General features: G+C 66.3%; 26 protein-coding genes. 10 read left to right on the forward strand and 16 right to left on the reverse strand.

The annotated features are described in order from the left end of the window. Positions 1-81 precede the first annotated feature (81 nt). From AC5Y7E_RS15470 to AC5Y7E_RS15485, 4 genes are all read left to right on the forward strand, one after another. Entirely contained in the window at positions 82-759 is a 678-nt protein-coding gene (locus tag AC5Y7E_RS15470; protein ID WP_499918775.1) for an IclR family transcriptional regulator, read from the forward strand. A 14-nt stretch (positions 760-773) separates the two neighbouring features. Beyond that, positions 774-2390, forward strand: coding sequence for an FAD-dependent oxidoreductase (locus AC5Y7E_RS15475; RefSeq protein WP_499918776.1), 1617 nt, complete (start codon positions 774-776; stop codon positions 2388-2390). A gap of 60 nt (positions 2391-2450) precedes the next feature. Continuing rightward, positions 2451-3191 carry a class I SAM-dependent methyltransferase gene (locus AC5Y7E_RS15480; RefSeq protein ID WP_499918778.1) on the forward strand — a complete coding sequence of 247 codons (741 nt, stop codon included), beginning with the start codon at positions 2451-2453 and terminating at the stop codon, positions 3189-3191. A gap of 116 nt (positions 3192-3307) precedes the next feature. Further along, a complete protein-coding gene (locus AC5Y7E_RS15485) occupies positions 3308-4558 on the forward strand; it encodes an HNH endonuclease signature motif containing protein (protein WP_499918779.1) in 1251 nt (416 codons plus the stop codon). Between the two features lie 201 nt (positions 4559-4759). Here the strand turns inward: AC5Y7E_RS15485 and meaB are convergent, their stop codons facing one another. Beyond that, complete coding sequence (gene meaB, locus AC5Y7E_RS15490) at positions 4760-5647, reverse strand: methylmalonyl Co-A mutase-associated GTPase MeaB (RefSeq protein WP_499918780.1); 888 nt, start codon at positions 5645-5647, stop codon at positions 4760-4762. Positions 5648-5870: 223 nt separating this feature from the next. On the opposite strand from meaB, the gene AC5Y7E_RS15495 reads away from it, so the two are divergent. Then, entirely contained in the window at positions 5871-6755 is an 885-nt protein-coding gene (locus AC5Y7E_RS15495) for a proline iminopeptidase-family hydrolase (RefSeq protein WP_499918781.1), read from the forward strand. A gap of 21 nt (positions 6756-6776) precedes the next feature. Here AC5Y7E_RS15495 and AC5Y7E_RS15500 read toward each other — a convergent pair whose 3' ends face one another. Genes AC5Y7E_RS15500 through AC5Y7E_RS15520 form a run of 5 tightly spaced genes read right to left on the reverse strand, consistent with a single transcriptional unit; the run spans position 6777 to position 11074 of the window. Then, entirely contained in the window at positions 6777-7547 is a 771-nt protein-coding gene (locus AC5Y7E_RS15500) for an enoyl-CoA hydratase/isomerase family protein (protein WP_499918782.1), read from the reverse strand. A gap of 1 nt (position 7548) precedes the next feature. After that, positions 7549-7716 carry a hypothetical protein gene (locus tag AC5Y7E_RS15505; RefSeq protein ID WP_499949654.1) on the reverse strand — a complete coding sequence of 56 codons (168 nt, stop codon included), beginning with the start codon at positions 7714-7716 and terminating at the stop codon, positions 7549-7551. 2 nt (positions 7717-7718) lie between these two features. Next, complete coding sequence (locus AC5Y7E_RS15510) at positions 7719-8801, reverse strand: acyl-CoA dehydrogenase family protein (RefSeq protein ID WP_499918788.1); 1083 nt, start codon at positions 8799-8801, stop codon at positions 7719-7721. Further along, a complete protein-coding gene (locus AC5Y7E_RS15515) occupies positions 8788-9693 on the reverse strand; it encodes an acyl-CoA dehydrogenase family protein (protein ID WP_499918792.1) in 906 nt (301 codons plus the stop codon). The genes AC5Y7E_RS15510 and AC5Y7E_RS15515 overlap by 14 nt, the downstream gene beginning before the upstream one ends. After that, positions 9671-11074 carry a class I adenylate-forming enzyme family protein gene (locus AC5Y7E_RS15520; RefSeq protein ID WP_499949655.1) on the reverse strand — a complete coding sequence of 468 codons (1404 nt, stop codon included), beginning with the start codon at positions 11072-11074 and terminating at the stop codon, positions 9671-9673. Before AC5Y7E_RS15520 ends, AC5Y7E_RS15515 begins: the two co-directional genes overlap by 23 nt. Positions 11075-11200: 126 nt before the next feature. On the opposite strand from AC5Y7E_RS15520, the gene AC5Y7E_RS15525 reads away from it, so the two are divergent. The 3 genes from AC5Y7E_RS15525 to AC5Y7E_RS15535 are packed head-to-tail and all read left to right on the forward strand — an operon-like array spanning position 11201 to position 13179. Continuing rightward, a complete protein-coding gene (locus AC5Y7E_RS15525; protein ID WP_499918796.1) occupies positions 11201-11539 on the forward strand; it encodes a 2Fe-2S iron-sulfur cluster-binding protein in 339 nt (112 codons plus the stop codon). 23 nt (positions 11540-11562) lie between these two features. Further along, positions 11563-11877, forward strand: coding sequence for a hypothetical protein (locus AC5Y7E_RS15530; RefSeq protein ID WP_499918797.1), 315 nt, complete (start codon positions 11563-11565; stop codon positions 11875-11877). 33 nt (positions 11878-11910) lie between these two features. Beyond that, a complete protein-coding gene (locus AC5Y7E_RS15535; RefSeq protein ID WP_499949657.1) occupies positions 11911-13179 on the forward strand; it encodes an amidohydrolase family protein in 1269 nt (422 codons plus the stop codon). Positions 13180-13193: 14 nt separating this feature from the next. Here AC5Y7E_RS15535 and AC5Y7E_RS15540 read toward each other — a convergent pair whose 3' ends face one another. Together AC5Y7E_RS15540 and AC5Y7E_RS15545 are read right to left on the reverse strand one after the other, a co-directional pair. After that, positions 13194-14072 carry a TIGR03620 family F420-dependent LLM class oxidoreductase gene (locus AC5Y7E_RS15540; protein ID WP_499949769.1) on the reverse strand — a complete coding sequence of 293 codons (879 nt, stop codon included), beginning with the start codon at positions 14070-14072 and terminating at the stop codon, positions 13194-13196. Positions 14073-14092: 20 nt separating this feature from the next. After that, positions 14093-14986 carry an SDR family oxidoreductase gene (locus tag AC5Y7E_RS15545; protein WP_499949658.1) on the reverse strand — a complete coding sequence of 298 codons (894 nt, stop codon included), beginning with the start codon at positions 14984-14986 and terminating at the stop codon, positions 14093-14095. Positions 14987-15150: 164 nt separating this feature from the next. Here AC5Y7E_RS15545 and AC5Y7E_RS15550 point away from each other — a divergent pair, with 164 nt between their 5' ends. Beyond that, positions 15151-16056 (forward strand): LysR family transcriptional regulator, encoded by a 906-nt coding sequence (locus AC5Y7E_RS15550; protein WP_499949659.1) that lies wholly within the window; start codon positions 15151-15153, stop codon positions 16054-16056. A gap of 92 nt (positions 16057-16148) precedes the next feature. On the opposite strand, the gene AC5Y7E_RS15555 is transcribed toward AC5Y7E_RS15550, so the two are convergent. The 7 genes from AC5Y7E_RS15555 to AC5Y7E_RS15585 all read right to left on the reverse strand — a co-directional run bounded on the left by AC5Y7E_RS15555 (position 16149) and on the right by AC5Y7E_RS15585 (position 22174). Next, positions 16149-17138: a CaiB/BaiF CoA transferase family protein gene (locus tag AC5Y7E_RS15555; protein ID WP_499949771.1), complete on the reverse strand. Its 990-nt coding sequence runs from the start codon at positions 17136-17138 to the stop codon at positions 16149-16151. Positions 17139-17191: 53 nt separating this feature from the next. Next, positions 17192-18148 carry an LLM class F420-dependent oxidoreductase gene (locus AC5Y7E_RS15560; protein ID WP_499949660.1) on the reverse strand — a complete coding sequence of 319 codons (957 nt, stop codon included), beginning with the start codon at positions 18146-18148 and terminating at the stop codon, positions 17192-17194. After that, positions 18133-18573 carry a cobalamin B12-binding domain-containing protein gene (locus AC5Y7E_RS15565; protein ID WP_067349370.1) on the reverse strand — a complete coding sequence of 147 codons (441 nt, stop codon included), beginning with the start codon at positions 18571-18573 and terminating at the stop codon, positions 18133-18135. The genes AC5Y7E_RS15560 and AC5Y7E_RS15565 overlap by 16 nt, the downstream gene beginning before the upstream one ends. Beyond that, a complete protein-coding gene (locus AC5Y7E_RS15570) occupies positions 18574-20151 on the reverse strand; it encodes a methylmalonyl-CoA mutase family protein (protein ID WP_499949662.1) in 1578 nt (525 codons plus the stop codon). 87 nt (positions 20152-20238) lie between these two features. After that, a complete protein-coding gene (locus AC5Y7E_RS15575; protein ID WP_499949663.1) occupies positions 20239-21051 on the reverse strand; it encodes a methyltransferase domain-containing protein in 813 nt (270 codons plus the stop codon). Positions 21052-21136: 85 nt separating this feature from the next. After that, a complete protein-coding gene (locus AC5Y7E_RS15580; RefSeq protein ID WP_499949665.1) occupies positions 21137-21835 on the reverse strand; it encodes a M15 family metallopeptidase in 699 nt (232 codons plus the stop codon). A gap of 135 nt (positions 21836-21970) precedes the next feature. Next, on the reverse strand, positions 21971-22174 hold the full coding sequence (locus tag AC5Y7E_RS15585) for a cold-shock protein (protein WP_065028413.1): 204 nt from the start codon (positions 22172-22174) through the stop codon (positions 21971-21973). 355 nt (positions 22175-22529) lie between these two features. On the opposite strand from AC5Y7E_RS15585, the gene AC5Y7E_RS15590 reads away from it, so the two are divergent. Continuing rightward, on the forward strand, positions 22530-22667 hold the full coding sequence (locus AC5Y7E_RS15590; protein ID WP_499949666.1) for a hypothetical protein: 138 nt from the start codon (positions 22530-22532) through the stop codon (positions 22665-22667). 22 nt (positions 22668-22689) lie between these two features. On the opposite strand, the gene AC5Y7E_RS15595 is transcribed toward AC5Y7E_RS15590, so the two are convergent. Then, positions 22690-22923, reverse strand: coding sequence for a hypothetical protein (locus tag AC5Y7E_RS15595; RefSeq protein ID WP_499918829.1), 234 nt, complete (start codon positions 22921-22923; stop codon positions 22690-22692). Positions 22924-22965: the final 42 nt, after the last annotated feature.

Below are 22965 nucleotides of genomic sequence, written 5' to 3' on the forward strand. Positions count from 1 at the left end.
TGCCTACGTCGTGTGCTAATATCGCACACTAATGTGCGTTATATATAGAGCTTCGCTTTTGTGGGAAGGTCTGTCAAGGCTGTGACTGGGTCCGGTACCGGTTCTCAGACCCTGGCCAGGGGCTTGACCGCGCTGCAGATGGTGGCGGATTCCCCCGGCGGGCTGACGGTGCAACAACTCGCCGATCAGGTGGGGGTGCACCGGACCATCGCCTATCGATTGCTGACGACGTTGGCCGAGTTCCGGCTGGTGGCCAAGGGGGAAGACGGCCGCTACCGGCCGGCAGCGGGCCTGGCCGCGCTCGGCGCTTCCTTCGATCGCAATGTGCGCCAAGTGAGCCTGCCGACGCTGCGCGCCCTGGCCGATGAGCTCGGCACGACCGTGTCCTTACTCGTTGCCGAAGGCGATCAGCAGGTGGCGATCGCGGTGATCGTGCCCAGCCATGTCGCCTACCAACTCTCCTTCCACGAAGGCAGCCGATACCCGCTCGACCGCGGCGCCGCCGGCATCGCCCTGCTCGCCTGCATGCCTCCGCGGCCGGGCGAACGCGAGCTGGTTTCCCGCGCGCGGCAACGCGGTTGGGTGATGACCTACGGCGAGATCGAACCGAACACCTACGGCCTGGCCGTGGGGGTACGCCGCCCGGCGCCGTCACCGCCGACGTGTATCAACCTCATTTCCCACCGAGAAGACGTGGTGATGCGCGGAAAAGACGCGGTCGTCAAGGCCGCCACGCAGTTGTCGGAGCTATTGAGCTGAAGGGATAGCAGCCCATGTCATGGGACCACGAAGTCGACGTCGTCGTGCTCGGCAGTGGCGGCGCCGGCCTCACCGCAGCGCTGACCGCCGCCGTCGCGGGAGCCTCGGTGGCGGTCTACGAAAAGGCTCCGACCGTCGGCGGCACCACCGCCGTCTCTGGCGGCATCGTGTGGATCCCCGCCCATAACCGTTCTGCCGACTGCGAATTGACGCCCGCCGATGCGTTGCGCTACCTGCGCGCCCAGTCGCTGGGATCGATGGACGACGAGCTGGTCGAAACGTTCGTGCGCACCGGGCCGGCGATGCTCGATTTCATCGAGGCACACAGCGGTCTTCAGTTCGAGATTGCGACCGGCTTCCCCGACTACCGTCCCGAACTACCGGGCGGGCAGCCGACGGGGGGCAGGTCGCTGAGCGCCGCTCCCTTCGATCTGGCCCAGCTCGGCGAATGGGCAACGCGGATAACGTCTTTCCCGGCGGACTGGTCCAACGTCGGTTTCGATGCCGAGACTCGGGCGCGCCTGCACGCGGCGATCGACGAACGAACCAGCCATCTGTGCGTCGCCGGCACAGCGCTGATAGCCGGGCTCCTCAAGGGCCTGCTGGACGCCGGGGTGACCCCACACACCAATGCGCGGGCCGAAGGACTCATCGCCGAAAACGGGGAAATCACCGGGGTGCGCGTGGCCCTGCCGGATCGGATGATCAGTGTTCGCGCTCGGCATGGCGTCATCTTGGGCACCGGCGGCTTCGAGTGGGATTCCGCACTGACACAAGCCTTTCTGCGCGGCCCCATGCACGGCGCCGTCTCGCCGCCCAACAACACCGGCGACGGTTTGCGCATGGCGATGGAGCACGGGGCCGACCTGACCAACATGGGCGAAGCGTGGTGGGTGCCGATCGTCCAGATCCCGGGCGACACCATCGAGGGCAAGCCGCGCAGCCGCAGCGTGCGGCTGGAAAGAACGCGGCCCCGCAGCATCATCGTCAACTCGGCCGGCCGGCGCTTCGTCAACGAGGCCTGCGATTACAACTCGATGGCCGGCGCCTTCCATTACCTGGATCCTCGCGGCGGCTACGTCAACGACCGCGGATGGATGGTGTTCGATTCGATTCACCTGCAGCGCTACGGTTTTCTCGGTATTGAGCCGGGCCAACCCGTCCCGGACTGGTTCTGTGAGTCGGCCGACCTCACCGAGTTGGCCGCCAAGACCGGCATCGACGCCGACGGTCTCACCCGCACCGTCGAAAACTGGAACCGCCATGTGGCTGCCGGCGCAGACCCCGACTTCGGCCGCGGCTCCAGCGCTTACGACGGCTACTGGGGCGACGACAGCGCGACCACCCCGGCCGGTAAGACGCTGGGCCCGATCGACACCGCCCCGTTTTACGCGGTTCCGGTGAGCATCGGCGCGATGGGCACCAAGGGTGGACCGCGCACCGATCACGACGCCCGCGTTTTGCATGTCAGCGGCGAGCCGATACCGGGCCTTTTCGCCTCGGGAAATGCGATGGGTGGCGTGACCGGGCGGGCCTACGGCGGCGCCGGCGGAACACTGGGTCCTGCAATGGTTTTCGGGTACCGAGCGGGCCACGCGGCGGCCACCGGGAAGTCGATCGACCTGATTTAGTTGAAACCGGGCAGGCGCCGATGCTGGCGTATTCGAACCCCCTTGCGTCATCCTGAGTTGATGGTCGCCTACGACCGGATCGGTGCTACCTATCGCAGCACTCGTCGTGCCGATCCGCGGATCGCCGCGCAAGTGCATGCCGCGCTCGCCACGATGGGCACGGTCGTCAACGTCGGGGCAGGAACGGGCTCCTATGAACCGGCCCAGACGGTCGCCGCGGTCGAGCCCAGCATGGTGATGATCGCGCAGCGTCCCGTGGGAGCAGCGCCGTGTGTCCAGGGTATGGCGGAGGCCTTGCCACTGCGCGACAGGTGCGTTGACGCCGCGATGGCGATGCTGACAGTGCACCACTGGCATGACCTGATGGCCGGAATCGACGAATTGCGCCGCGTCGTGCGCCACCGGATAGTCGTGCTGACGTGGGATCAATCCGTGATTGAGAAGTTCTGGTTGCTTAGCGAATACCTGCCCGCCGCCGCTCGGATCAACGAAGAGCTTCATGTTCCAATCGCGCGACTTGTTGAGTTACTGGGAGGGGCGGAGGTGCACACGGTGCCCGTACCACATGACTGCACCGACGGATTCGGTGCCGCCTATTGGCGTAGACCCGAGGCCTATCTTGACGCCACCGTCCGCGCGGGTATTTCCATGTTGGCGTATGCGGATCAAAGCTCGCTGGACGACGGCCTGGCCCGGCTCGCGGCCGACCTGCACTCGGGAAGATGGCAGCAGCGGCACGTCGATCTGCTTGAGCAACAACAACTCGACGCCGGCTACCGCCTGCTCGTCAGCGATTGCTGATTAACGCACAACTTTGGATCAATCCTCGTGAATCTCACCAGCTTTCGGGTGGGCCGTGGTGGGACCTCGGGCGGCTGCGCGCCGGTTTTGTCGGTGGTGGCTGCGATGATGGGGTCATGTCTTCGAACGCATCCGCCGGCGTCGTGGTGGCCAGTCCTAAAGAGCGTCTTGAGGTGTTGTTCGAGGAGTTGGCGGAGTTGACCGGTCAGCGCAACGCGATTGATGGGCGCATGGTGGAGATCGTGGCCGAGATCGAGCGCGACGAGCTGTGCGGCATGACCGGCGCGCGGTCGGTGCCGGCGTTGGTGGCCTGGAAGACCGGCTGCTCGCCGGCCAACGCCCACACAATCGCCACCATCGCGGGCCGGCTGCAGGAGTTCCCGCGCTGCGCGGCGGGCATGCGGGAAGGTCGGCTGTCGCTAGATCAGGTCGGCGTCATCGCGGCGCGCGCCGGGCAGGGCTCGGATGAGCATTACGCGCAGCTGGCGTCGGTGGCCACGGTCAATCAGCTGCGCACCGCGGTGAAGCTGGAACCCCGACCTGACCCCGAACCGCGGCCCGAGCCCGAGCGGTCGATCACCGCGACCACCAGCGAGCACGGCAGCTGCTATCGGATCACACTTGGCCACCTGGATGCAGCGAAGTTCGACGCGGCGTTGGCGTCTCATCGGGATGCGCTGATCGCCCAGTGGAAACGCGATCACGGCGAGGGCGCGAGTGCTTCAGGTCAGCGGCCCCCGTTGCCGAACACTGGTGAGGCGTTTATGCGCCTCATCGAGGCGGGTTGGGACGCCGAGGCGGCCCGCCGTCCACACGGGCAGCACACCACCGTGGTGGTGCACCTCGACGTTGAAAAGCGTGCGGCGGCATTGCATCTGGGTCCGCTGCTGTCCGACGCCGAGCGCCGCTACTTGATGTGTGATGCCACCTGCGAGGTGTGGTTGGAACGTCACGGCGAGGTCATCGGCTCAGGTCGGTCGACCCGCGTGATCAACCGGCGGCTGCGCCGCGCGCTCGAGCACCGCGACCGCACCTGCGTGGTGCCCGGCTGTGGGGCCACCCGCGGTCTTCACGCCCATCACCTGCGGCACTGGGAAGACGGCGGCCCCACCGAGTTGGCCAATCTGGTACTGCTCTGCCCTTATCACCACCGCTTGCACCATCGCGGCATGATCACCATCACCGGACCCGCCGGCGCGCTCACCGTCATCGACGACGCGGGCCGAGCACTAAGCCCGGGATCGCTGGCGTGCCCACCAACCACACCCCCGCCTGCGGTGGCGCCGTGTGCGGGACCTACCGGCGAACGCGCCGACTGGTGGTGGTACACACCCTTCCAACCCCAACCACCACCCACCAACAACTAGGGAACTTGCCGCCGCCGGTAATGACTAGCACCGGATCAAAGGCCCAAAAGTGTCGAGGCATCAAAAGATTCGTTCACGACTCGCACAGCAACGCCGACGTGTACGCTAACCCGAACCAAATTGGGTCTCAACTGATCTGCCTGACCCTCAACTCAGGGCGACCGCAGGGGACGCACGTCCCCCGATCGGGGCAGGGGACGGTCAGTCCGTTTGAGTCGCGGCAGGTGAGATCAGCTGATCGGCAGCCGTGTACGGGTCCTGTTCGCCGTCGACGACCGCCTCGGCCAGCCGGTCGAGATCGGGCTGGGTACGCAGCCGGGTTTGCGCCAGCGACAGAATCTGGGCCCGGGCTCGGGCCAGCCTGCGGGCGCGGCTGTCGGTGCGGCGGTGGTCCTCGATCGCGGCCATCAAGTCTTCGATGCCCTCGCCCCGGGCGGCGATCAACGAAACGATGGGGGCGCTGGTTTCGGCCCGGAGATCCCGAACCGTCTGTTCGGCACCGTCCCGGTCCGCCTTGTTGACCGCCACGATGTCGGCGACTTCCAGCACGCCCGCCTTGGCGGCCTGAACCGCGTCGCCCGCACCGGGATTGAGAATGACGATGGTCGGGTCGGCGACCGCGGCGATCTCGATCTCGGACTGCCCCACCCCCACCGTCTCCAGCAGGACCACGTCGTAACCGATCGCGCCGAGCAGCCGGATGGCCGCCGGAACCGCGGCCGCAAGGCCGCCCAGATGCCCACGGGTTGCCACCGACCGGATGAGTACGTCGGAATCGTTGATATGCGCGGCCATTCGAATTCGATCGCCCAGGAGCGCGCCGCCACTGAACGGGGACGACGGGTCCACCGCCAATACCGCCACCCGGAGGCCGCGTCCGCGGTAGGCGCTGACCAGCGCGCCCACCGTCGTCGATTTTCCCGCGCCCGGCGGCCCCGTGATGCCGACGACCGGTCCCATGCCGTCCGGTGCGGGACCGATCGTCGCCAAGACCTCGTCGCGCTGCTCGCTCTCCACGAGGCTGAGGAGGCGACCGGCGGCGCGGGGAGATCCATTGCGCGCGCGGGCAATCAGATCAGCGATGATCATGTACGCATTATGGTGCCGCGACCTCGATCACCGTCGCCGAGCCCACTCCACCGGTCGGCTTCAGACACGGGCCTTCTCCAGTTCAGCCAGCAGGTGCCGAACTTCAAGAGCGATCCACTCGTTCATGAGAACCATATTCTCTCATTGCGAGAGTACGGGTCGCAAGGAGCGGCCCTCGCCGCAGCCCACCGCGGGTGGGCCACGATTGCCTACACTGCTGCTGATGGCGGACGCGACGACTGCGCCGGAGGGGACGATCGCAGTCCCGGGCGGCAACGTGTGGTTCAAACGGACCGGTGGGGGTCCGGGTTTTCCGCTGCTCGTCATTCACGGCGGCCCGGGACTGCCGCACGATTACCTGCGGTCGCTGGGGCGGTTGGCCACGGAGCGCGAGGTCATCTTCTGGGATCAGCTCGGCTGCGGAAACTCGACATGCCCACCCAACCGCGGGCTTTGGACCATGGAGCGCTCGGTGGCCGAGATGGACGCCGTGGTGCGAGCCCTGGATTTGGACCGCTTCCATCTTTTCGGCAATTCGTGGGGCGGGATGCTGGCCCAGCAGTATGTGCTCGACGTGGCACCGCCCGGCGCCGCGAGCCTGACCATCTCGAACAGCATCGCCTCCATCCCAGCGTTCGCGAACATAGTGGCGCGCTTGAAGTCCGAGCTAGACCCGGCCACCCAGGCCGCCATCGACCAGCATGAAGCCGCCGGCAGCACGCACGCGCCCGAATATCGGGCCGCCATCCGCACCTGGAACGAAACCTACCTGTGCCGGGTACGGCCGTGGCCGCGAGAGCTCGAGGATGCGTTCCGGAACATGGGCGCCGAAATCTTCGAGACCATGTTCGGCCCCAGCGACTTTCGCATCGTCGGGACGATCCGCAACTGGGATGTGTTCGAGAGGCTCCATGAAATCGCCGTCTCCACACTGGTGATCGCGGGCAGGTATGACGAATGCGTGCCCGAACACATGTGGGATATGCACCAACGCATTCCTGGCTCGCGCTTCGAGCTGTTCGAAGCCAGCGCCCACATGCCCTTCATCGAGGAGCCAGACAAGTTCGACTTCGTGATGCGCGATTTCCTGCACCGGCACGACGCCTGAGGACGACCGGCGGCAACGACCTCAGTTCTTCTTTGCCGCGTTGAATTTCGCGACGTTGGCCCGGAAGTCCTCGGTGACGAACGACTGACTTTCGGCAGAGAGTGCATAGTCCAGGCTCGCGAGCACGGCCCGCTCCAGATGAATGTTGAGCACCCGCTTGGTGCTCTCCACCGCCTGCTGCGGAAATTCCAAAATCTTTCTGGCGGCGGCGATCGCCTCGGCAACCGGGTCGTCGACCACATGGTTGGCCAGGCCGAGCTCGACGGCGCGCTGCGCCTTGATTCGGGTGCCGGTGAGGGCGAATTCCTTGGCCAGCAGCAGGCTGATGTGCAGTGGCCAGGTCAACGGTCCACCGTCGGCGGCCACCAGCCCGACTTGCACATGCGGGTCGGCCAGGTAAGCGTCCTCGGCGATGTAGACGATGTCGCTGAGTGCCACCAGACTGCAGCCCAGGCCGACGGCGGGACCGTTGACCGCCGCCACCACGGGAATGCGGCAGCGGGCCATGCCCAACACGATCTCGCGCCCGTCCCGAATCGTCTTGGCGCGCAGCTCGGCATCGTTCGCCAGCTCTTCCAGATACGTGAAATCGCCACCCGCCGAGAACGCTCTGCCTGCGCCGGTGATCACCGCGGCACGGGCCGTGGGGTCATCGGTCAGTCGCTGCCACAACCGTGCCAGTCCGACGTGCAGGTTGTCGTTGACGGAGTTGAGCGAATCCGGCCTGTTGAGCGTGATGATGCGCAAGGCACCGTCGGCCTGAACGTCGATTTCGGTAGGCATGTCGTACACGTCAGACTCCTTCAATGGTCGTGACCCGCTTCACCCGGGCCTCGCCCGCGCTCGCGATCACTCCTTCAATCGTCGTGACCCGCTTCACCCGGGCCTCGCCCGCGCTCGCGATCACTCCTTCAATGGTCGTGACCCGCTTCACCCGGGCTTCGCCCGCGCTCGCGATCACTCCTACAATCCCAAGATTCGTGAAGCGATGATGTTCTTCTGTATTTGTGATGTTCCGCCCATGACGCTCTGCGCCCGGCTGTACAGGTAGGCGCTCAGCAGGTCGGGATCGCGAGTCCCCGTAACGGCAAGGGCCGCATGCCCGACGGATTGCTCGACCCACGTCATCAGCAGCTTGTCCAGCGAACCTTCCGAGCCGTGCGATACCCCGTCGAGCTGCTCGGACAGCCGCCGCCGCACGTGATGGGTCAGCATGTCCGACTGAACCGCGGCCCACGCCAACTCTTCGGGCACTTCTCCGTCGTTGCGCGACAACAACTCTCGAACGAGCTTGCCGTAGCGGGCCGCGTAGCCGAGCGTGGACGGCTCACGCTCATGCCCGACGACGGTCATGGCCACGGCCCAGCCATCGCCGGGAGCGCCTACCATCCGGTCCGCCGGCACCGTCGCATCATCGAAGAACACCTGACCGAATTCGTTGGTCACCCCGTTGATCATCTGCAGCGGGCGTTGTTGCACGCCAGGCTGTTTCATGTCGAGAACGAAAGCGGACAGGCCGCGGTGGCGCTTGGCCTCGGGGTCGGTGCGGGCCAGCAACAGGCACCGGTCCGCCACATCGGAATAACTGGTCCAGATCTTGTGCCCGTTCACCACATAGTTGTCGCCTTCGGGGCGAGCGGTGGTGGTCAACGACGCGAGGTCCGAGCCGGCGCCCGGTTCGCTGAAGCCCTGACACCAGCGCTCGGTGCCGTTGATGATGCCGGGCAGGAAGCGCTTCCGGAGCTCATCGCTGGCATGAGCGCCGATGCCGTACACCAGATATCCGACGCTGGGGCGCGGGGGCGCACCGGCACGCACCAACTCCTCGTCGACGATGACGTCGTAGACCGGTGCCAGGTCTTTGCCGCCCCAGTCGCGTGGCCAGGACAGGCCGAAGAATCCGTTGTCGTACAACGCGCGATGCCAGTCGGCCATGCGCACCCAGTACTCGTCACCCGAGCCGGAGTACTCCTTGGCGTGTGCGGCAAGCCAGGTGCGCAGCCGCTCCCGGAAGGCGGCTTCATCGGGTGAGTCACGAAAGTCCAAGATCGATCTCCTTCAACGCGACCGGCCACAGCTCGGTCGATGTGAGGGCCCGGCGCAGGTAGACGTGCGCCACGCATTCCCAGGTGTTGCCGATACCGCCGTGCACCTGGATGGCCGTCTCGCAGACGGTCCGGGTGGCGCGCGCGCAGTAGACCTTTGCGATTTGGGCGGCCCGGTCGGCTTCGGCGGCGGCAAGCTCGTCCACCGCCCACGCGGCATGACGCAACACGCTCACCGAACCCTCAATCAGCGCAAGGCTTTCGGCCAACAGGTGTGCGATGGCCTGATACGAGCCGATCTGCTTGCCGTACTGTTCACGGATTTTCGCGTAGTCACAGGCGACGGCGTGTGCGCCCCGGGCGATGCCGACCAAGTCGGCCGTCGTGGTGACCAACGCGAGGGCCCGCCATTGTGCGGCGACCTCGGGCGACACATCGCCCAACGGCTCCGGCGCGCCGGCGATCGTTCCGTCGGCCCGCGTGAGGTCGACGCTCTGCGGCGACGCCTGCACATCGACGGCGAGGACCGAGCCGTCCGAAAGCGACAGGGCGCGCCGGGCGCCGCGGGCGTCGATCACCCGATCGTCGAAGGCGACGGTGGCCGCGGACACGTCCGCACCGACGTGGCGGCCCAGATCGTCGGCGAGCACCGGGCCGAGAAACGGCGTGTCAACCAAACGGCGCCCGAATTCCTCGGCCACGATGGCCACCTCGACGCCGGATGCGCCGTCGGAACGCAACGACCGCCACCCGGTGTTCTCGATCTGCTTGTCCAGGCGGGCAATTCGATCCTGGTCGTCGAGATCCTGCACCGTGGCCGGCCCGAGATCGTCGGCAAGCTTGCCGGCGGCATCGCGTAGTTGCCGTTGTTCAGCTGTCAGACGTACATCCATGGCGCTCCTTCAGCACTCGGCGCAGCACCTTGCCGGAGGGCAGGCGGGGAATTTCGGGGACGAACACCACCCGGCTCAGATGTTTATAGGTCGCCAGTTTGTCGTCCACCATGGCGGTCAATTGGGCCGCATCGACGGGACCGGACGTCGCCACCGCGGCGACGACGGCTTCGCCGTTGAGCCCGTCGGGGATGCCGAACACCGCGCAGTCTTTGACGGCCGGATGGCCGTGCAGCACCGTCTCGATTTCGGCGGGCGCAACCTGGAAGCCGCGCACCTTGATCATCTCTTTGAGGCGATCGGTGATTCGCAACCATCCGCCGCTGTCGAGCCAGCCGACATCCCCGGTGCGGTACCACCCGTCACGGACCGCCTCGCCGGTCGCTTCGGCCGGCAAGTATCCGGCCATGAGCGACGCCGACCGGGCCTGGATCTCACCGACCTCCCCCGGGCCGACCGGCTCGCCGGTCTCCAGTGAAACGACTCGTAGGTCCACGCCCGGCACCGCCCGTCCGACGGTGTCGAGCCGCGGCCCATCGATCGGATTACACGCTACGACAGGCAATTCCGTGGTTCCGTAAGCCGGAAGCCAACGCACTCCGGCGCGCCGGGTCACCGCCTCTGCGACATGGGTGCTGACCGGCGTGGCCCCCCACATGATGTAACGCAGCGAGGACAGATCATAGGACTCGAGGTCGGGATGCGAGGCCATCGCCAGCGCGATGGGTGCGACCGCCATTTCTACTGTGATGCGGTCACTTTGGATGTGCTGCAGCATCCGGTCGATGTCGAACCGGCGGTGCAGCCGCACACAGGCGCCGACCTTGAGGGCGGTCAGCAGGTTCAACAGTCCCAGGATGTGTGACGGCGGTGTCGCAACCTGGATCCGGTCCTGGTGCGTCAGTTGCAACGCTTGGCGCCAATGCCGCACCGCCTCGCCCAGCGAGGCGTGGGTGTGCCGGACGGCCTTCGGCAGCCCCGTGGTGCCGGAACTGAACACCAGCGCCGCGTCGTTCGTGGGCGGCGCGCCGAGGGCTATCGGCTCCGCGGGCGCGACCGGATCGTCCAGATGCAACACCGGCATCAGACCGGCCAGCACCGGTTGGTCCCCGACGGCGTGCTCGGGGTTGGTCAGCGCGAGCGCATGGGCGACCTCGTCGCGCTTCCACGCGGGGCTGATGAGCACGGCGGTGGCCGCCAGTCGCCAGATCGCCAGCACCACGGCGAGGAACTCCGGCCGATTCGACGCCATCACGGCGACGCGTTGACCCTGGGTGACACCGTATTTTGCCAGTTTAGCGGCCCACCCGTCGGCCAGCGCGTTGAGTTCGGGCGCGCTGAATCGCCGTTCCTCGAACGCGAGCGCCGCCGGCTCGGTCACGTCCCGTCCTTCCCTGACAGACCGGGCTGACCCGACATCCATACAGTCTTGAGAAGATGCTGTCGCTTCGTGAGAATAGTATTCTCTATACTGAAGAATGCAAATACGTGAGAGGGGGCGGTCGCAGTGACGATCACCCGGACCATCGAGGGGACCTCGCGGGTGACAGATCCGGCAACAAACGGCTCCAGCGCCGGAACGGTGACGATTCATCTCGACCGCAAGAAGGTATCGGTGCCCATCGTCCCGGGCGAGACTCTCTTGGAGACCGCGCGACGGGCCGGGCTAGAGCCCCCCTTCAGTTGCGAAGCCGGCAACTGCGGTACGTGCATGGCCAAGCTCGAAGACGGCCATGCCACCATGCGGGTCAACGACGCTCTCGAGGAGGACGAGGTCGCCGAGGGTTACATTCTGACGTGCCAGGGCGTTCCGGATACGGACTCGGTCACGGTGCGCTACGAGTAGCAACCAGAGAGGTGGCGGCGACGATGGCCAAGGGCATCATCCTCGTGGAAAGCCGACCCAGTTCGCCCGAGCGCGAACAGGAGTACAACACCTGGTACGACGAGGTGCACCTGGGTGAGCTCGTCGCCCTGGACGGATTCGTCTCGGCGCGCCGGCTGCGTCCCGTTGACGCCGACGGACCCTATGTCGCCATCTACGAGATCGAGGGCGACGACCTGCAGGCGATCCTGGACAACATGATCGCCAACGCTGGGCAGTTGCACATGTCGGATGCCCTGCAGCTGGATCCGGCGCCCATTCCACGACTGCTCGAGACCACCACCGAGCGCAGCGGCTGATCGAATTCGGGCTGCGCGGGAGAGGACTGCTTGATGAAGGTCGATGACCTGATCTTGGTGAGCATCGACGACCACGTGGTGGAACCACCGGACATGTTCGTGCGGCACGTGCCCGCCAAGTACCGGGACGACGCGCCCGTCGTCGTCACCGACGACAAGGGCGTCGACCAGTGGATGTACCAGGGCAGGCCGCAGGGCGTGAGCGGACTCAACGCCGTGGTGTCCTGGCCGGCCGAGGAGTGGGGCCGCGATCCCGCCGGTTTCGCCGAGATGCGTCCCGGCGTTTACGACGTCCACGAACGCGTCCGGGACATGAACCGCAACGGCATCCTCGCGTCGATGTGTTTCCCAACGTTCACCGGCTTTTCGGCCCGTCACCTCAACATGACGCGCGAAGACGTCACCCTGGTGATGGTGTCGGCCTACAACGACTGGCACATCGACGAATGGGCCGGGTCCCACCCGGACCGCTTCATCCCGATCGCGATCCTGCCGACCTGGACACCCGAGGGCATGTGCGCCGAGATCCGCCGCGTCGCCGCGAAGGGCTGCCGCGCGGTCACCATGCCGGAGTTGCCTCACCTGGAAGGACTTCCGAGCTACCACGACGAGGACTACTGGGGTCCGGTGTTCCGCACGTTGTCCGAGGAGAACGTGGTGATGTGTCTTCACATCGGCACCGGATTCGGGGCGATCAGCATGGCGCCCAACGCGCCGATCGACAACCTGATCATCCTGGCCACCCAGGTGTCGGCGATGTGCGCCCAGGATCTGCTGTGGGGCCCGGCGATGCGCAACTATCCGGATCTCAAATTCGCCTTCTCCGAAGGCGGTATCGGCTGGATTCCGTTCTATCTGGATCGCAGCGACCGCCACTACACCAACCAGAAATGGCTCCGCCGCGACTTCGGTTCTCAACTGCCCAGTGACGTCTTCCGCGAACACTCGCTGGCGTGCTACGTCACCGACAAGACGTCGCTGAAGCTGCGCCATGAGATCGGCATCGACATCATCGCCTGGGAGTGCGACTACCCGCACTCGGACTGCTTCTGGCCGGACGCGCCCGAGCAGGTGCTCGCCGAGTTGAACGCTGCCGGGGCCGACGATTCCGACATCGACAAGATCACCTGGCAGAACTCGTGCAAGTTCTTCGGATGGGACCCGTTCGCCCGGACCCCTCGCGAGCAGGCGACCGTCAAGGCCTTGCGCGCCAAGGGAAGTGACGTGGACGTGTCGATCCATTCGCGGGCCGAGTGGGCGCGGCTGTATCAGGAAAAGCAGCTCGCGCCGTCCAACTCTTGAGGCCCGAACGGCGGCTAGCCGATCAGCGTCGAAGCCAGCTCTTCGAATTGTCCTATGCCGGCGGCAAATTCACCGTCAATGGACGGAAGCAGCGCGACGTGATCCGCACCCGCCGCCAGGTGATCCCCCACCTTGGCCGCGATGTCCTCCGGATCGCCATGCGCGACAAGCGCATTGACCAGTCGATCGCTCACATCGTCGATGTCACCAGCCGGGTAGCCCAGCTTCGCCAGCCTCGACGCGTAAGACGGCAGGCCCAGTCTGGCAGACACCGCCTCGCGCGCGGCCTCGATGTCGCGCGCCACCGACAGGCCAACGACCAGGAGCTTGTCGGGTCCGAGCGCCTCGCGGGCCCGGGCGGTGAACTCCGGCGGCATCCCGCCGGGGAATGCCCCATTCGCCTTATCGCCGGCCAGCGCAAGCATTTTCGGCCCGTTGGCCGCGACGATCCGGGGATAGGGCGCGTCGGGTGCCGGCGGCCACGTCGGGCTGTCCATGGCCTCCAGGTAGTCGCGCATGGTGGCCAGCGGACTGCCGAATTCGCGGCCGACGCCGGCCGCCTGCTCCGGGTAGCCGACGCCTAACCCCAGCGCGATTCTGCCCGGATACGCCTGCGCCAGTTGGGCGGCCGCGGCGTGCATGGTCTGGGCCGGCCGCGCCCAGATGTTGGCGATGCACGTGCCGAAGGTCATTCGGTCGGTGGCGGGTAACAGCACGCCGAGCTGCACCAAGGCGTCCTTGCCGATGACCTCGTTGGTCCAGACAGCGCCGTACCCGGCGTCTTCCAGACGGCGCGCGGCCTGCCGCAACAGGTCGGCCGGCGGTGTGCTGGTGAACGATACGGGCAGACACACCCCGACCGGGCCCAGCGCCTGGCGTGCCGAGGCGATCACCGAGTCAGTCACTGTTGCGCTCACTCGCCGAAGTAGTGGCCGGCATCGAGGTCCTCGAGCAGCCCCGGTTGCTCGGGGTGCCAGTCAAGGATCTTCTGCGTCAACGCATTCGACGTCGGATTGTCCAGGGAGGCGAATAGCGCGAGAAAGCCGAAGTGGCTGGCATTTTCGGCGGCGATGCTGGACGTCGGCACGTCCAGGTGACGACCGATGACCGCGGCGATGTCGCGGAACGGCACACCCTCATCGTCGACGCCGTGCAAACGCGTTCCGGCGGGCGCGTTTTCGAGCGCCAGCCGGTACAAGCGTGCGGCGTCGAGCGTATGCACACCCGGCCAGCGGTTGGCGCCATCGCCAAGGTAGCCGGACACGCCGGTCTCGCGGGCGACGTTGATCAGGTGGTGGGCGAAGCCATGGTGATCGAGGTCGCTATGCACCAGCGGGGCAAGGCGGATCACCGACGACCGAACCCCTCGCTGGGCGAGCGCGATCACCGCGTTCTCGGAGTCGACCCGCGGTCCGGATGGCAGCGTGTCCTGCTCGGTGGCGACACCGCCCTGCCCCAACAGTGCAAGCAGCAGAGATCCCGAAGTGCTGACGAACGGCCGATCGGAACCGACGAGTGCTTCCCCGAGGGCGCGCACGGCGCGCAGGTCCGTCTCGGCCGCGCCCGCGAAGTCGTCGAAGTCATGCTTGAAGGCGAGGTGGATGACGCCGTCGGAGGCCGCCGCCGCGGCGCGCAGGCCGTCGAGGTCGTCGAGATCTCCGCGTCGGGGTGTCGCCCCCACGGCGTGCAAGGCGGCGGCGCCCGCGTCCGACCGCGCCAATCCGGTGACCTGGTGCCCGGCATCGAGGAGTTCGGTGACAACGGCGGAGCCGATGTGACCGGTCGCGCCCGTGACAAAGACGTGCATGAGGGTTCCCTTCTGGTCGCCTGGAGGTATGCCATCAAGTCAATGGCGGCCGGATGGCGGTGTCCAAGTCCTGTTTCATATCGCGCCATGCAATTCAGTCATCACGGCACCTCACCAAGCCTTCTGCGGCGCGTAGCAGGGCGAGATCGCATTACACTGGGCGCATGACCGACTCGGCATCGCCGGTGGTGGACCTCGACCTGCGGCTGGTGGGTTACTTCGTCGTCGTCGCCGAGCATCGGCACTTCGGCCGGGCCGCCTCAGCGCTACGTGTCGCGCAGCCGTCGTTGAGCCGCCAGATCCGCCGGCTCGAGCAGCAACTCGGCGTCCGCCTGTTGGACCGCACCCCGCAGGGCACCCGGCTCACGGAGGCGGGCGAGGTGTTTCTGCCCCGGGCCAAGGCGCTGCTACGTTCGGCAGCCCAAGCCACCGCGCAGGCGCGAGCGGCCGCGCAGCCCAGCCGGATCACCATCGGCTACACGATGGGCATGATCGTCACACCCGCGGTGCGCGAGATGCGCCGCGAGCATCCCGAAGCCGATGTCCAAGTCACGCATTTGGATTGGGACCAGGCGCTCGACGCGTTGCTCGGCCATCGGGTGGACGCGGTGGTGACCCGGCTGCCGTTTCCGACCGAAGGGCTGCACGTGACGATCCTGTACGACGAACCGCGGGTGCTGGCGATACCAGTCGACCATCGCCTGGCCGGCCGGAAATCGGTCACCCTCGACGACATCGCCGACGAACCCATGCCGCGGGTGCGGCATTCGGATCCGGCCTGGAGCGCCTTCTGGCGCATCGATCCGCGACCCGACGGCCGCCGCGCACCCGATGGCCCGTTCATCGAGGCGCTAGAGGACAAGTTCGAACTCATCGCCTCGGGGCAAGCCGTGGCGATCACGGCGGGCGTCTACGGCAACGGTGTGCGGCCGGACATCACCACGGTCCCGCTGGAAGGGGTCGAACCCAGCCATGTCGTATTGGCCTGTCGCGCTGGGGATCGCAGCCGTCTGCTGGCGGCCTTCCGCAAGATCGCCGAGGCTGTGCTCACCGGGCCTGCGCAAACCTGAGCGGCGCGCTACTCGGGCTCCGGCGCCGGACTCGAGCGTGAAGTTAATTTCACGCTCGACCGCGAGTGTGAAATTAACTTGACGTTCGGCGGCTACTGGGCCTGCTCGGGAAGCTCCGGCGCCGGACGGTACTCGGGTTCATACCCCGAGACGTGGATCGGGCTGCCCACCAAACGGAATTCGCCCGCCGTCACGACCACTTCCGGCGTCGCCTCGAGCGCCTCGGGCAGCGTTCTGACGGCCGCGGCCGGAACTCCCAGCGGGCGCAGCCGTCGTTCCCACCCGACGGCGCTGTCGGTGGCCAGCATCGCCGTCACGACCGCCAGCACTTCGTCACGGCGGGCGACTCGCTCGGCCATCGTTTCGAAACCCCCGATGCCCGCTTCGGCGGCGAACGACTTCCAGAAGCCGTCATGCGTGATGAACAGCGCCAGATATCCCTCGGCCGTCGGAAAGAGCTGAGCGGGAACGTAATAGGAGTGGGCCCCGTGGGGGCGGCGCTGCGGCTCGAAGCCGCCGTTGAGATAGGCCGACGCGTGGTAGTTCAGCTGGGACAGCATGACGTCGCGCAGCGACACATCCACCTGCCCGCCGGTGCCCGAGATGATTTTCGCCAACAACCCCAGCGCCGCGGTCATTCCGGTGGAATTGTCGGCCGAGGAGTAGCCGGGCAGCGTCGGCGGGCCGTCCGGATCGCCGGTCAACGCGGCGGTGCCGACACCCGCCTGCACCACGTAATCGAAGGCCGGATCATCGCCGCCGTACAGCCCGAAGCCGGTGATCGCCACGCAGACGATCCGCTCGTTGTGCCGTCGCAACTCGTCGTAGGTCAGGCCCAGCCGCCGGATGGCCGACGGCTTGAGGTTCACCAGCAGCGCATGGGATTCGGCGACCAGTTCACCCAATCGCTGCTGTCCGGCATCGGAATTGAGGTCCAGCGTGACGCTGGACTTGTTGCGGTTGAGGCTGGCGAAATAGGTGGCGCCGACGCTGCGGGAGATCTCGCCGCCGGCCGGTTCGATCTTGGTGACCTCGGCACCGAGATCGGCGAGCAGCATGGTCGCGTACGGCCCCGCCAGCATGGTGCCGACCTCGAGGATGCGTATCCCGGCCAGCGGCCCGGAGTCGTTTGCGGTCAACGCAATTCCGCGGCGAGTGAGGCGATCATTTCCCGGGTGCGCTGTTTGGACGCGACCAGCTCGTCGCGGTTGTCACCGATGGGAAGCAGCCGCACCGACAAGTCGGTCACGCCGGCGTCGGCGAAGCCACGCATCCGCGCCAAGATCTGTTCCTCGTCACCGGCCGCGCACAGGTCGCCGACGTCGCGGGCGTCACCGCGGTCCAGCAGGCGCTGATAGTTGGGCGACACCTCGGCCTCGCCCAGGATGCGGTTGGCCCGCTCCCTGGCCTCGTCGATTCGTCCAGCCGCACACAGGCATACCGGGATTCCCGCGACGATCCGCGGTGCGGGGCGACCGGCGTCCGCGGCGGCCTTGGTGATCTTCGGAGCGATGTGATCACCGATCGCGCGTTCGTCGGCCATCCACAGCACGGTGCCGTCGGCCAGTTCACCGGCAATCTGCAGCATCACCGGCCCCAGCGCGGCGACGAGCACCGGCATCGGGGTGTCGGCCCCGATGGCCAGCGGATTGTGCACCGTGAACGAATCGTTCTCGACGTCAACCGATCCCGGCCCGGCAACGGCTGCATTGAGCACCTCGAGGTAGTCGCGGGTGTAGGCGGCCGGCTTCTCGTACGGCAGGCCGAGCATGTCGCGAATGATCCAGTGGTGCGACGGCCCGACACCCAGCGCCAGCCGTCCACGGGCCATCGCATGCGTCGAGAGGGCTTGGCGGGCAAGGGCGATGGGGTGCTGGGCCTGCAGCGGCACCACCGCGGTACCCAGTTCGATGCGCGAGCTGTGGGCCGCCATCAGCGACACCATGGTCAGGCAGTCGAAGTCGTTGGGCACCTGCGGCATCCAGGCGGTGTCCAGGCCGGCGGATTCGGCCCATTCGATGTCGGAGGCCAGCTTGTCCACCTTGCGGGCCATGTCGCCCCGCTCGGCGCCGATCATCACTCCGACGCGCATGGTTCCTCCGTGACGGGTTCGTTCGAGTCGATGTCCGCCGTGCCGGTCAGTGCGCGGATGTCGCGCACCAGGTCGTCCAGCGGCGTCCCGGTGGGGAATACCGCGGCCGCGCCGGCGGAGAGCAGCTTGGGGACGTCCGCATGGGGGATGGTGCCCCCGACGACGACGGCGATGTCGGCGGCATCGGCGGCGCGCAGAGCTTCCACCGTGCGCGCGGTGAGGGCCAGGTGCGCACCCGACAGGATGCTCAATCCGACCACCGCCACGTCCTCCTGGACGGCGATCGACGCGATGTCCTCGATGCGCTGGCGGATGCCGGTGTAAATGACCTCGAACCCGGCGTCACGTAGGGTGCGGGCGACGATCTTCGCGCCGCGGTCATGGCCGTCCAGGCCGGGTTTGGCAACTAGAACGCGGACAGCCATCTAAAACACCACCGGTTGTTGGAATTCGCCCCACACCGCCTTGAGCGCGGAGACCATCTCCCCGACCGTGCAGTAGGCGTTGGCACAGTCGATCAGCTTGTGCATCAGGTTGTCGTCTCCCGCAGCCGACCGCGACAGTGCGGCCAACGCGGATTGCACTGCGGCCGAATCCCGTTCGGCCTTCACTTTGGACAGCCGCTTGAGCTGCAGGTCACGTCCTTCGGCGTCGAGTTCGTAGGTGACGACATCGTGGGCGAGTTCCTCCGTCACGAACCGGTTGACCCCGACAACGGGCCGGGTGCCGGCTTCGACCTGCTGATGCAGGGTGAAGGCTTCGTCGGCGATCAGGCCCTGCAAATAACCGTCCTCGATGGCCTGCACCATGCCGCCGTGCCGCTCGAGGTCGGACATGATCTCGATGATGCGCTCCTCGGTCGCATCGGTCAGCGCCTCGACGAAGTAGGAGCCGCCGAGCGGGTCCGCGACGCTGGCGACGCCGGTTTCGTGCGCCAGGATCTGCTGGGTGCGCAGCGCCAGTGTCGTGGTCTCCTCGGTCGGCAGCGCGAACGGCTCGTCCCAGGCCGCCGTGAACATCGACTGCACGCCGCCGAGCACCGCGGCCATCGCCTCGTAGGCCACCCGGACGATGTTGTTGTGGGCCTGCGGCGCGTACAGCGACGCGCCACCACAGACGCAACCGAAGCGGAACATCGCCGCCTTCGCCGTCTTCGCCCCGTAGCGCTCCTGCACGATCGTTGCCCAACGGCGCCGTCCCGCACGGTATTTGGCGATCTCCTCGAAGAAGTCCCCATGGGTGTAGAAGAAGAACGAGATCTGCGGCGCGAACTGGTCGATCGTCATGCGGCCCCGCTCGACCACCGTGTCGCAATAGGTCAGCCCGTCGGCCAGGGTGAACGCCATCTCCTGCACCGCGTTGGCCCCCGCGTCGCGGAAGTGCGCCCCGGCCACCGAGATCGCGTTGAACCGGGGAACCTCGGCGGCGCAGAATTCGATGGTGTCGGCGATCAGCCGCAGCGACGGCTCCGGCGGCCAGATCCAGGTCCCCCGCGAGGCGTACTCCTTGAGGATGTCGTTCTGGATGGTCCCGGTCAGCTTTTCGCGCGGAATCCCCTTCTTCTCGGCGGCCGCGACGTAGAACGCCAGCAGGATCGCCGCCGTTCCGTTGATCGTCATGCTCGTGCTGAGCTTGTCCAACGGGATTCCGTCGAACAGGATCTCGAAATCGGCCAGGGTATCCACCGCGACGCCGACCCGGCCAACCTCCTCGCCGAATTCGGGATCGTCGGAGTCGTAGCCGCACTGGGTGGGCAGGTCGAGCGCAACCGACAGCCCCGTCCCGCCCTGCTCGAGCAGGTAGCGGTACCGGCGGTTGGATTCTTCGGCGGTGCCGAAGCCCGAGTACTGGCGAAACGTCCAGAGCTTGCCGCGATAGCCGGAGGCGAAGTTACCCCGGGTGAAGGGGAACTCCCCCGGCTGAGGAGGCTCCGCGGTTACGTCCGCCGGCCCGTATACGGGCTGCAGCGGGATACCAGACGGAGTGTGGGCCGTATTATCCATCGGTGAATAACGTACTTGCAAAAAAAGAGAATGCCAATACCACACCGCTGAGCAGGTAAAAGGACCCCGCTATGCCGCCGCCCCGGTCTATGCGCGGCAGATTATCTCGCCATGCGGGATCGCGATCCAGCCGTCCGGTGCGGCGGCCCATTCTCGCCACGCGGCAGAGATCTCCTCGAGCTGCGCGGTGGTCGCCAGGTCGAGGCTCACCAGGTCACGCGCCACAGCCGAGTGCAGAATCCGGTCGGCCCACATTCCGCCCCACCAGCCGCGCGTCTCGGGCGTGGCGTAACACCACAGGCTGCCGGTGGGCGTGATGTCGACGAATCCCGCCTGCTGCGCCCACGACAGCAGTCGCCGGCCCGCATCCGGTTCGCCCCGGTTCGCGCGCGCGACGCGGCGGTAGAGGTCGCGCCACAGCTCGAGCGCCGACGCTTCCGGGTACCAGATGAACCCGGAGTAGTCGGCGTCGCGGGCGGCCACGATGCCGCCCGGCGCGCACACCCGCCGCATTTCTCGAAGTGCTGCAATGGGATCGGACACATGCTGTAGCACCTGATGCGCGTGGACGACGTCAAAGGCGTCGTCAGGAGAGTCGAGGTTGTGCACGTCGGCGGTGGCGAACGAGACGTTGGACAGGTCTCGTCGCTGGACTTCGTCGCGGGCAACACTGAGCACGTCGGCAACCTGGTCGACCGCGGTGACCGGTCCGGGTGCGACTCGCGCGGCCAGGTCGGCGGTGATGGTGCCGGGTCCGCAGCCGACGTCGAGCACGGACAGCCCCGGTCTCAGGTGCGGTAACAGATAGGCGGCGGAGTCCTCGGCGGTGCGTCGCTGGTGAGAGCGCAACACCGACTCGTGATGGCCGTGCGTGTAGGTCGCTCGATATTGGTCGTTCACTGTGCCCCTCGGTTGCCGCGTCTGGTCTGGCAGCCTACGCGTCGACAGTCACATTCTGAAACTAGCGTCCCGTATTTTGAGACGCCTAGTCGACGGGCACGTCGACGATCGGTCGGTCGACACCGGCCCCTGGCCCGTCGAAATGCCACCACTCGCCCGAATACACCTTCAGCCCGCCATAGTTCATCGCCGACCGCAGCGCCGCCCGGTTCGCCGCAGCGTCAGCACTGATGCCCTGCGTGTTGAAAGCCGTTGCCCGAGGCGTGAAATCGTCGAAGTCGGTACCCATGTCGGCCAGGCAGAGACCGCTCGCGTGCAGCCCGGACGAGCACGGCTGCTGCGTCGTCGTGAAAGTCACGTCGACCGAACGGCCCGACTCGTGGCTGTGTGCGTACGGGCCCGGGCGTGCCACCCAAGCGGGATTCGGGACCAGATTGAACATCTTGACCTGAACGTCGTGCGGTCGATAGCAATCCCAGAACACCAGGAGGTGCCCCTGCGGGCGCAGCGCGCCGGCGGCCGCGGCCAGGCCGGGCGTCATCGATTGGTGCACAAGGCATCTGGCGTCGGAGGGATACAACTGTGTATGGGTGAAATTATTGGTGGTCGCGTAGCGCAGATCGAGTATCGCATCGGGGATGACACTGCGGACGTCGACGAACCCGGCCGCCCGTGCGGCGTCGCTGACCGGTGGTACGTCGGGTCCGGCGTTCGCGGTGGGTATCCCGCCCACCGAGACGAGCGACAACGCAGTGGTCAGTCGTAGCACCCACGCGAGACGCATGCGGTCATTATCCCGGTTTGTCAGTCCGGATCGCGCTAGAGGTGCGGGGTTGTCGCAACCGGCGACCCAGGTCCAAAAAGCATCGATGGGCTGGTACGAAGCAACCGCACCAGCCCACCGTGACGTATGTCAATCTCAGACGGTACTGACTCCTACCGCCTGGGGTCCTTTGGCTCCTTGCTCAACCTCGAACTGAACACGTTGGTTTTCATCGAGCGAGCGATAGCCGTTTCCCTGGATCTCGGAGTAGTGGACGAAGAGGTCCTTCGTGCCGTCGTCAGGGGTGATGAAGCCGAAGCCCTTTTCACCGTTGAACCATTTCACAGTTCCCTGTGCCATTTACTTACTTCTCTCATCAAATGCGGATGTACCAAACACATCCATGCGGGCTCAGGGTAGCACGAGTGGGCTAATATTCGAAAATAATTGCAACGCTTACTAATTCACCTAGTACCTGGTCTAGATGGTGATCGGCCCGGCGGCCGGCGGAAGCAGGGCGCTTATACCCTGACCAAACCGTCTTCACCCGAGCCCGACATGCACCGCGCCGGCCACCTGTAGAGTGGGGAGGAACCGCGTTCTAGCGGTCACCGCGAATCGTGAACGAATCATTGAGACCGCCTGCGATTCGATAGTCGTCCGACGCCAAGCAGCGGCGCGTATCGGCCGACATCTTCATTCGGAAGGACAGCTCATGGACGAGTCGAACTTGTTTTCCCACCCCGAGGCGCCGAAGTATGTCGCTTCGGGCGAAACCTCTGCAAAACCGGTCGAGCACCCGGCATTTTCCGATCGGCCCGACGCCGCCGGATCTACAAATCAACGTCGCTGATCGGCCTTGACGAGCGTGGATGTCAGGACGCTTGGGCGTACCTGCGGACCAATTCGCCATCGCCGAAGGTACTGGTTCGCTGCTGACCGTTGTCGTCTCGACTGAAAAATGTCCACTGCCCCGGGCCGCTCTGTGGAGCACTGATCATCTTGACCGTCAGACGCAATTCGGTGGGACGCCGCGTGCCGATGACGTCACCGACACGGACCTGCGATGGGTGGATCTCGACCGCGTCGCACCAGTTCTCTATTGCCATGTAGCCCCGTCCTCGCTGTTGTCACTACCCTACCCGTCATCC

This window comes from Mycobacterium sp. NGS17, assembly GCF_059813205.1.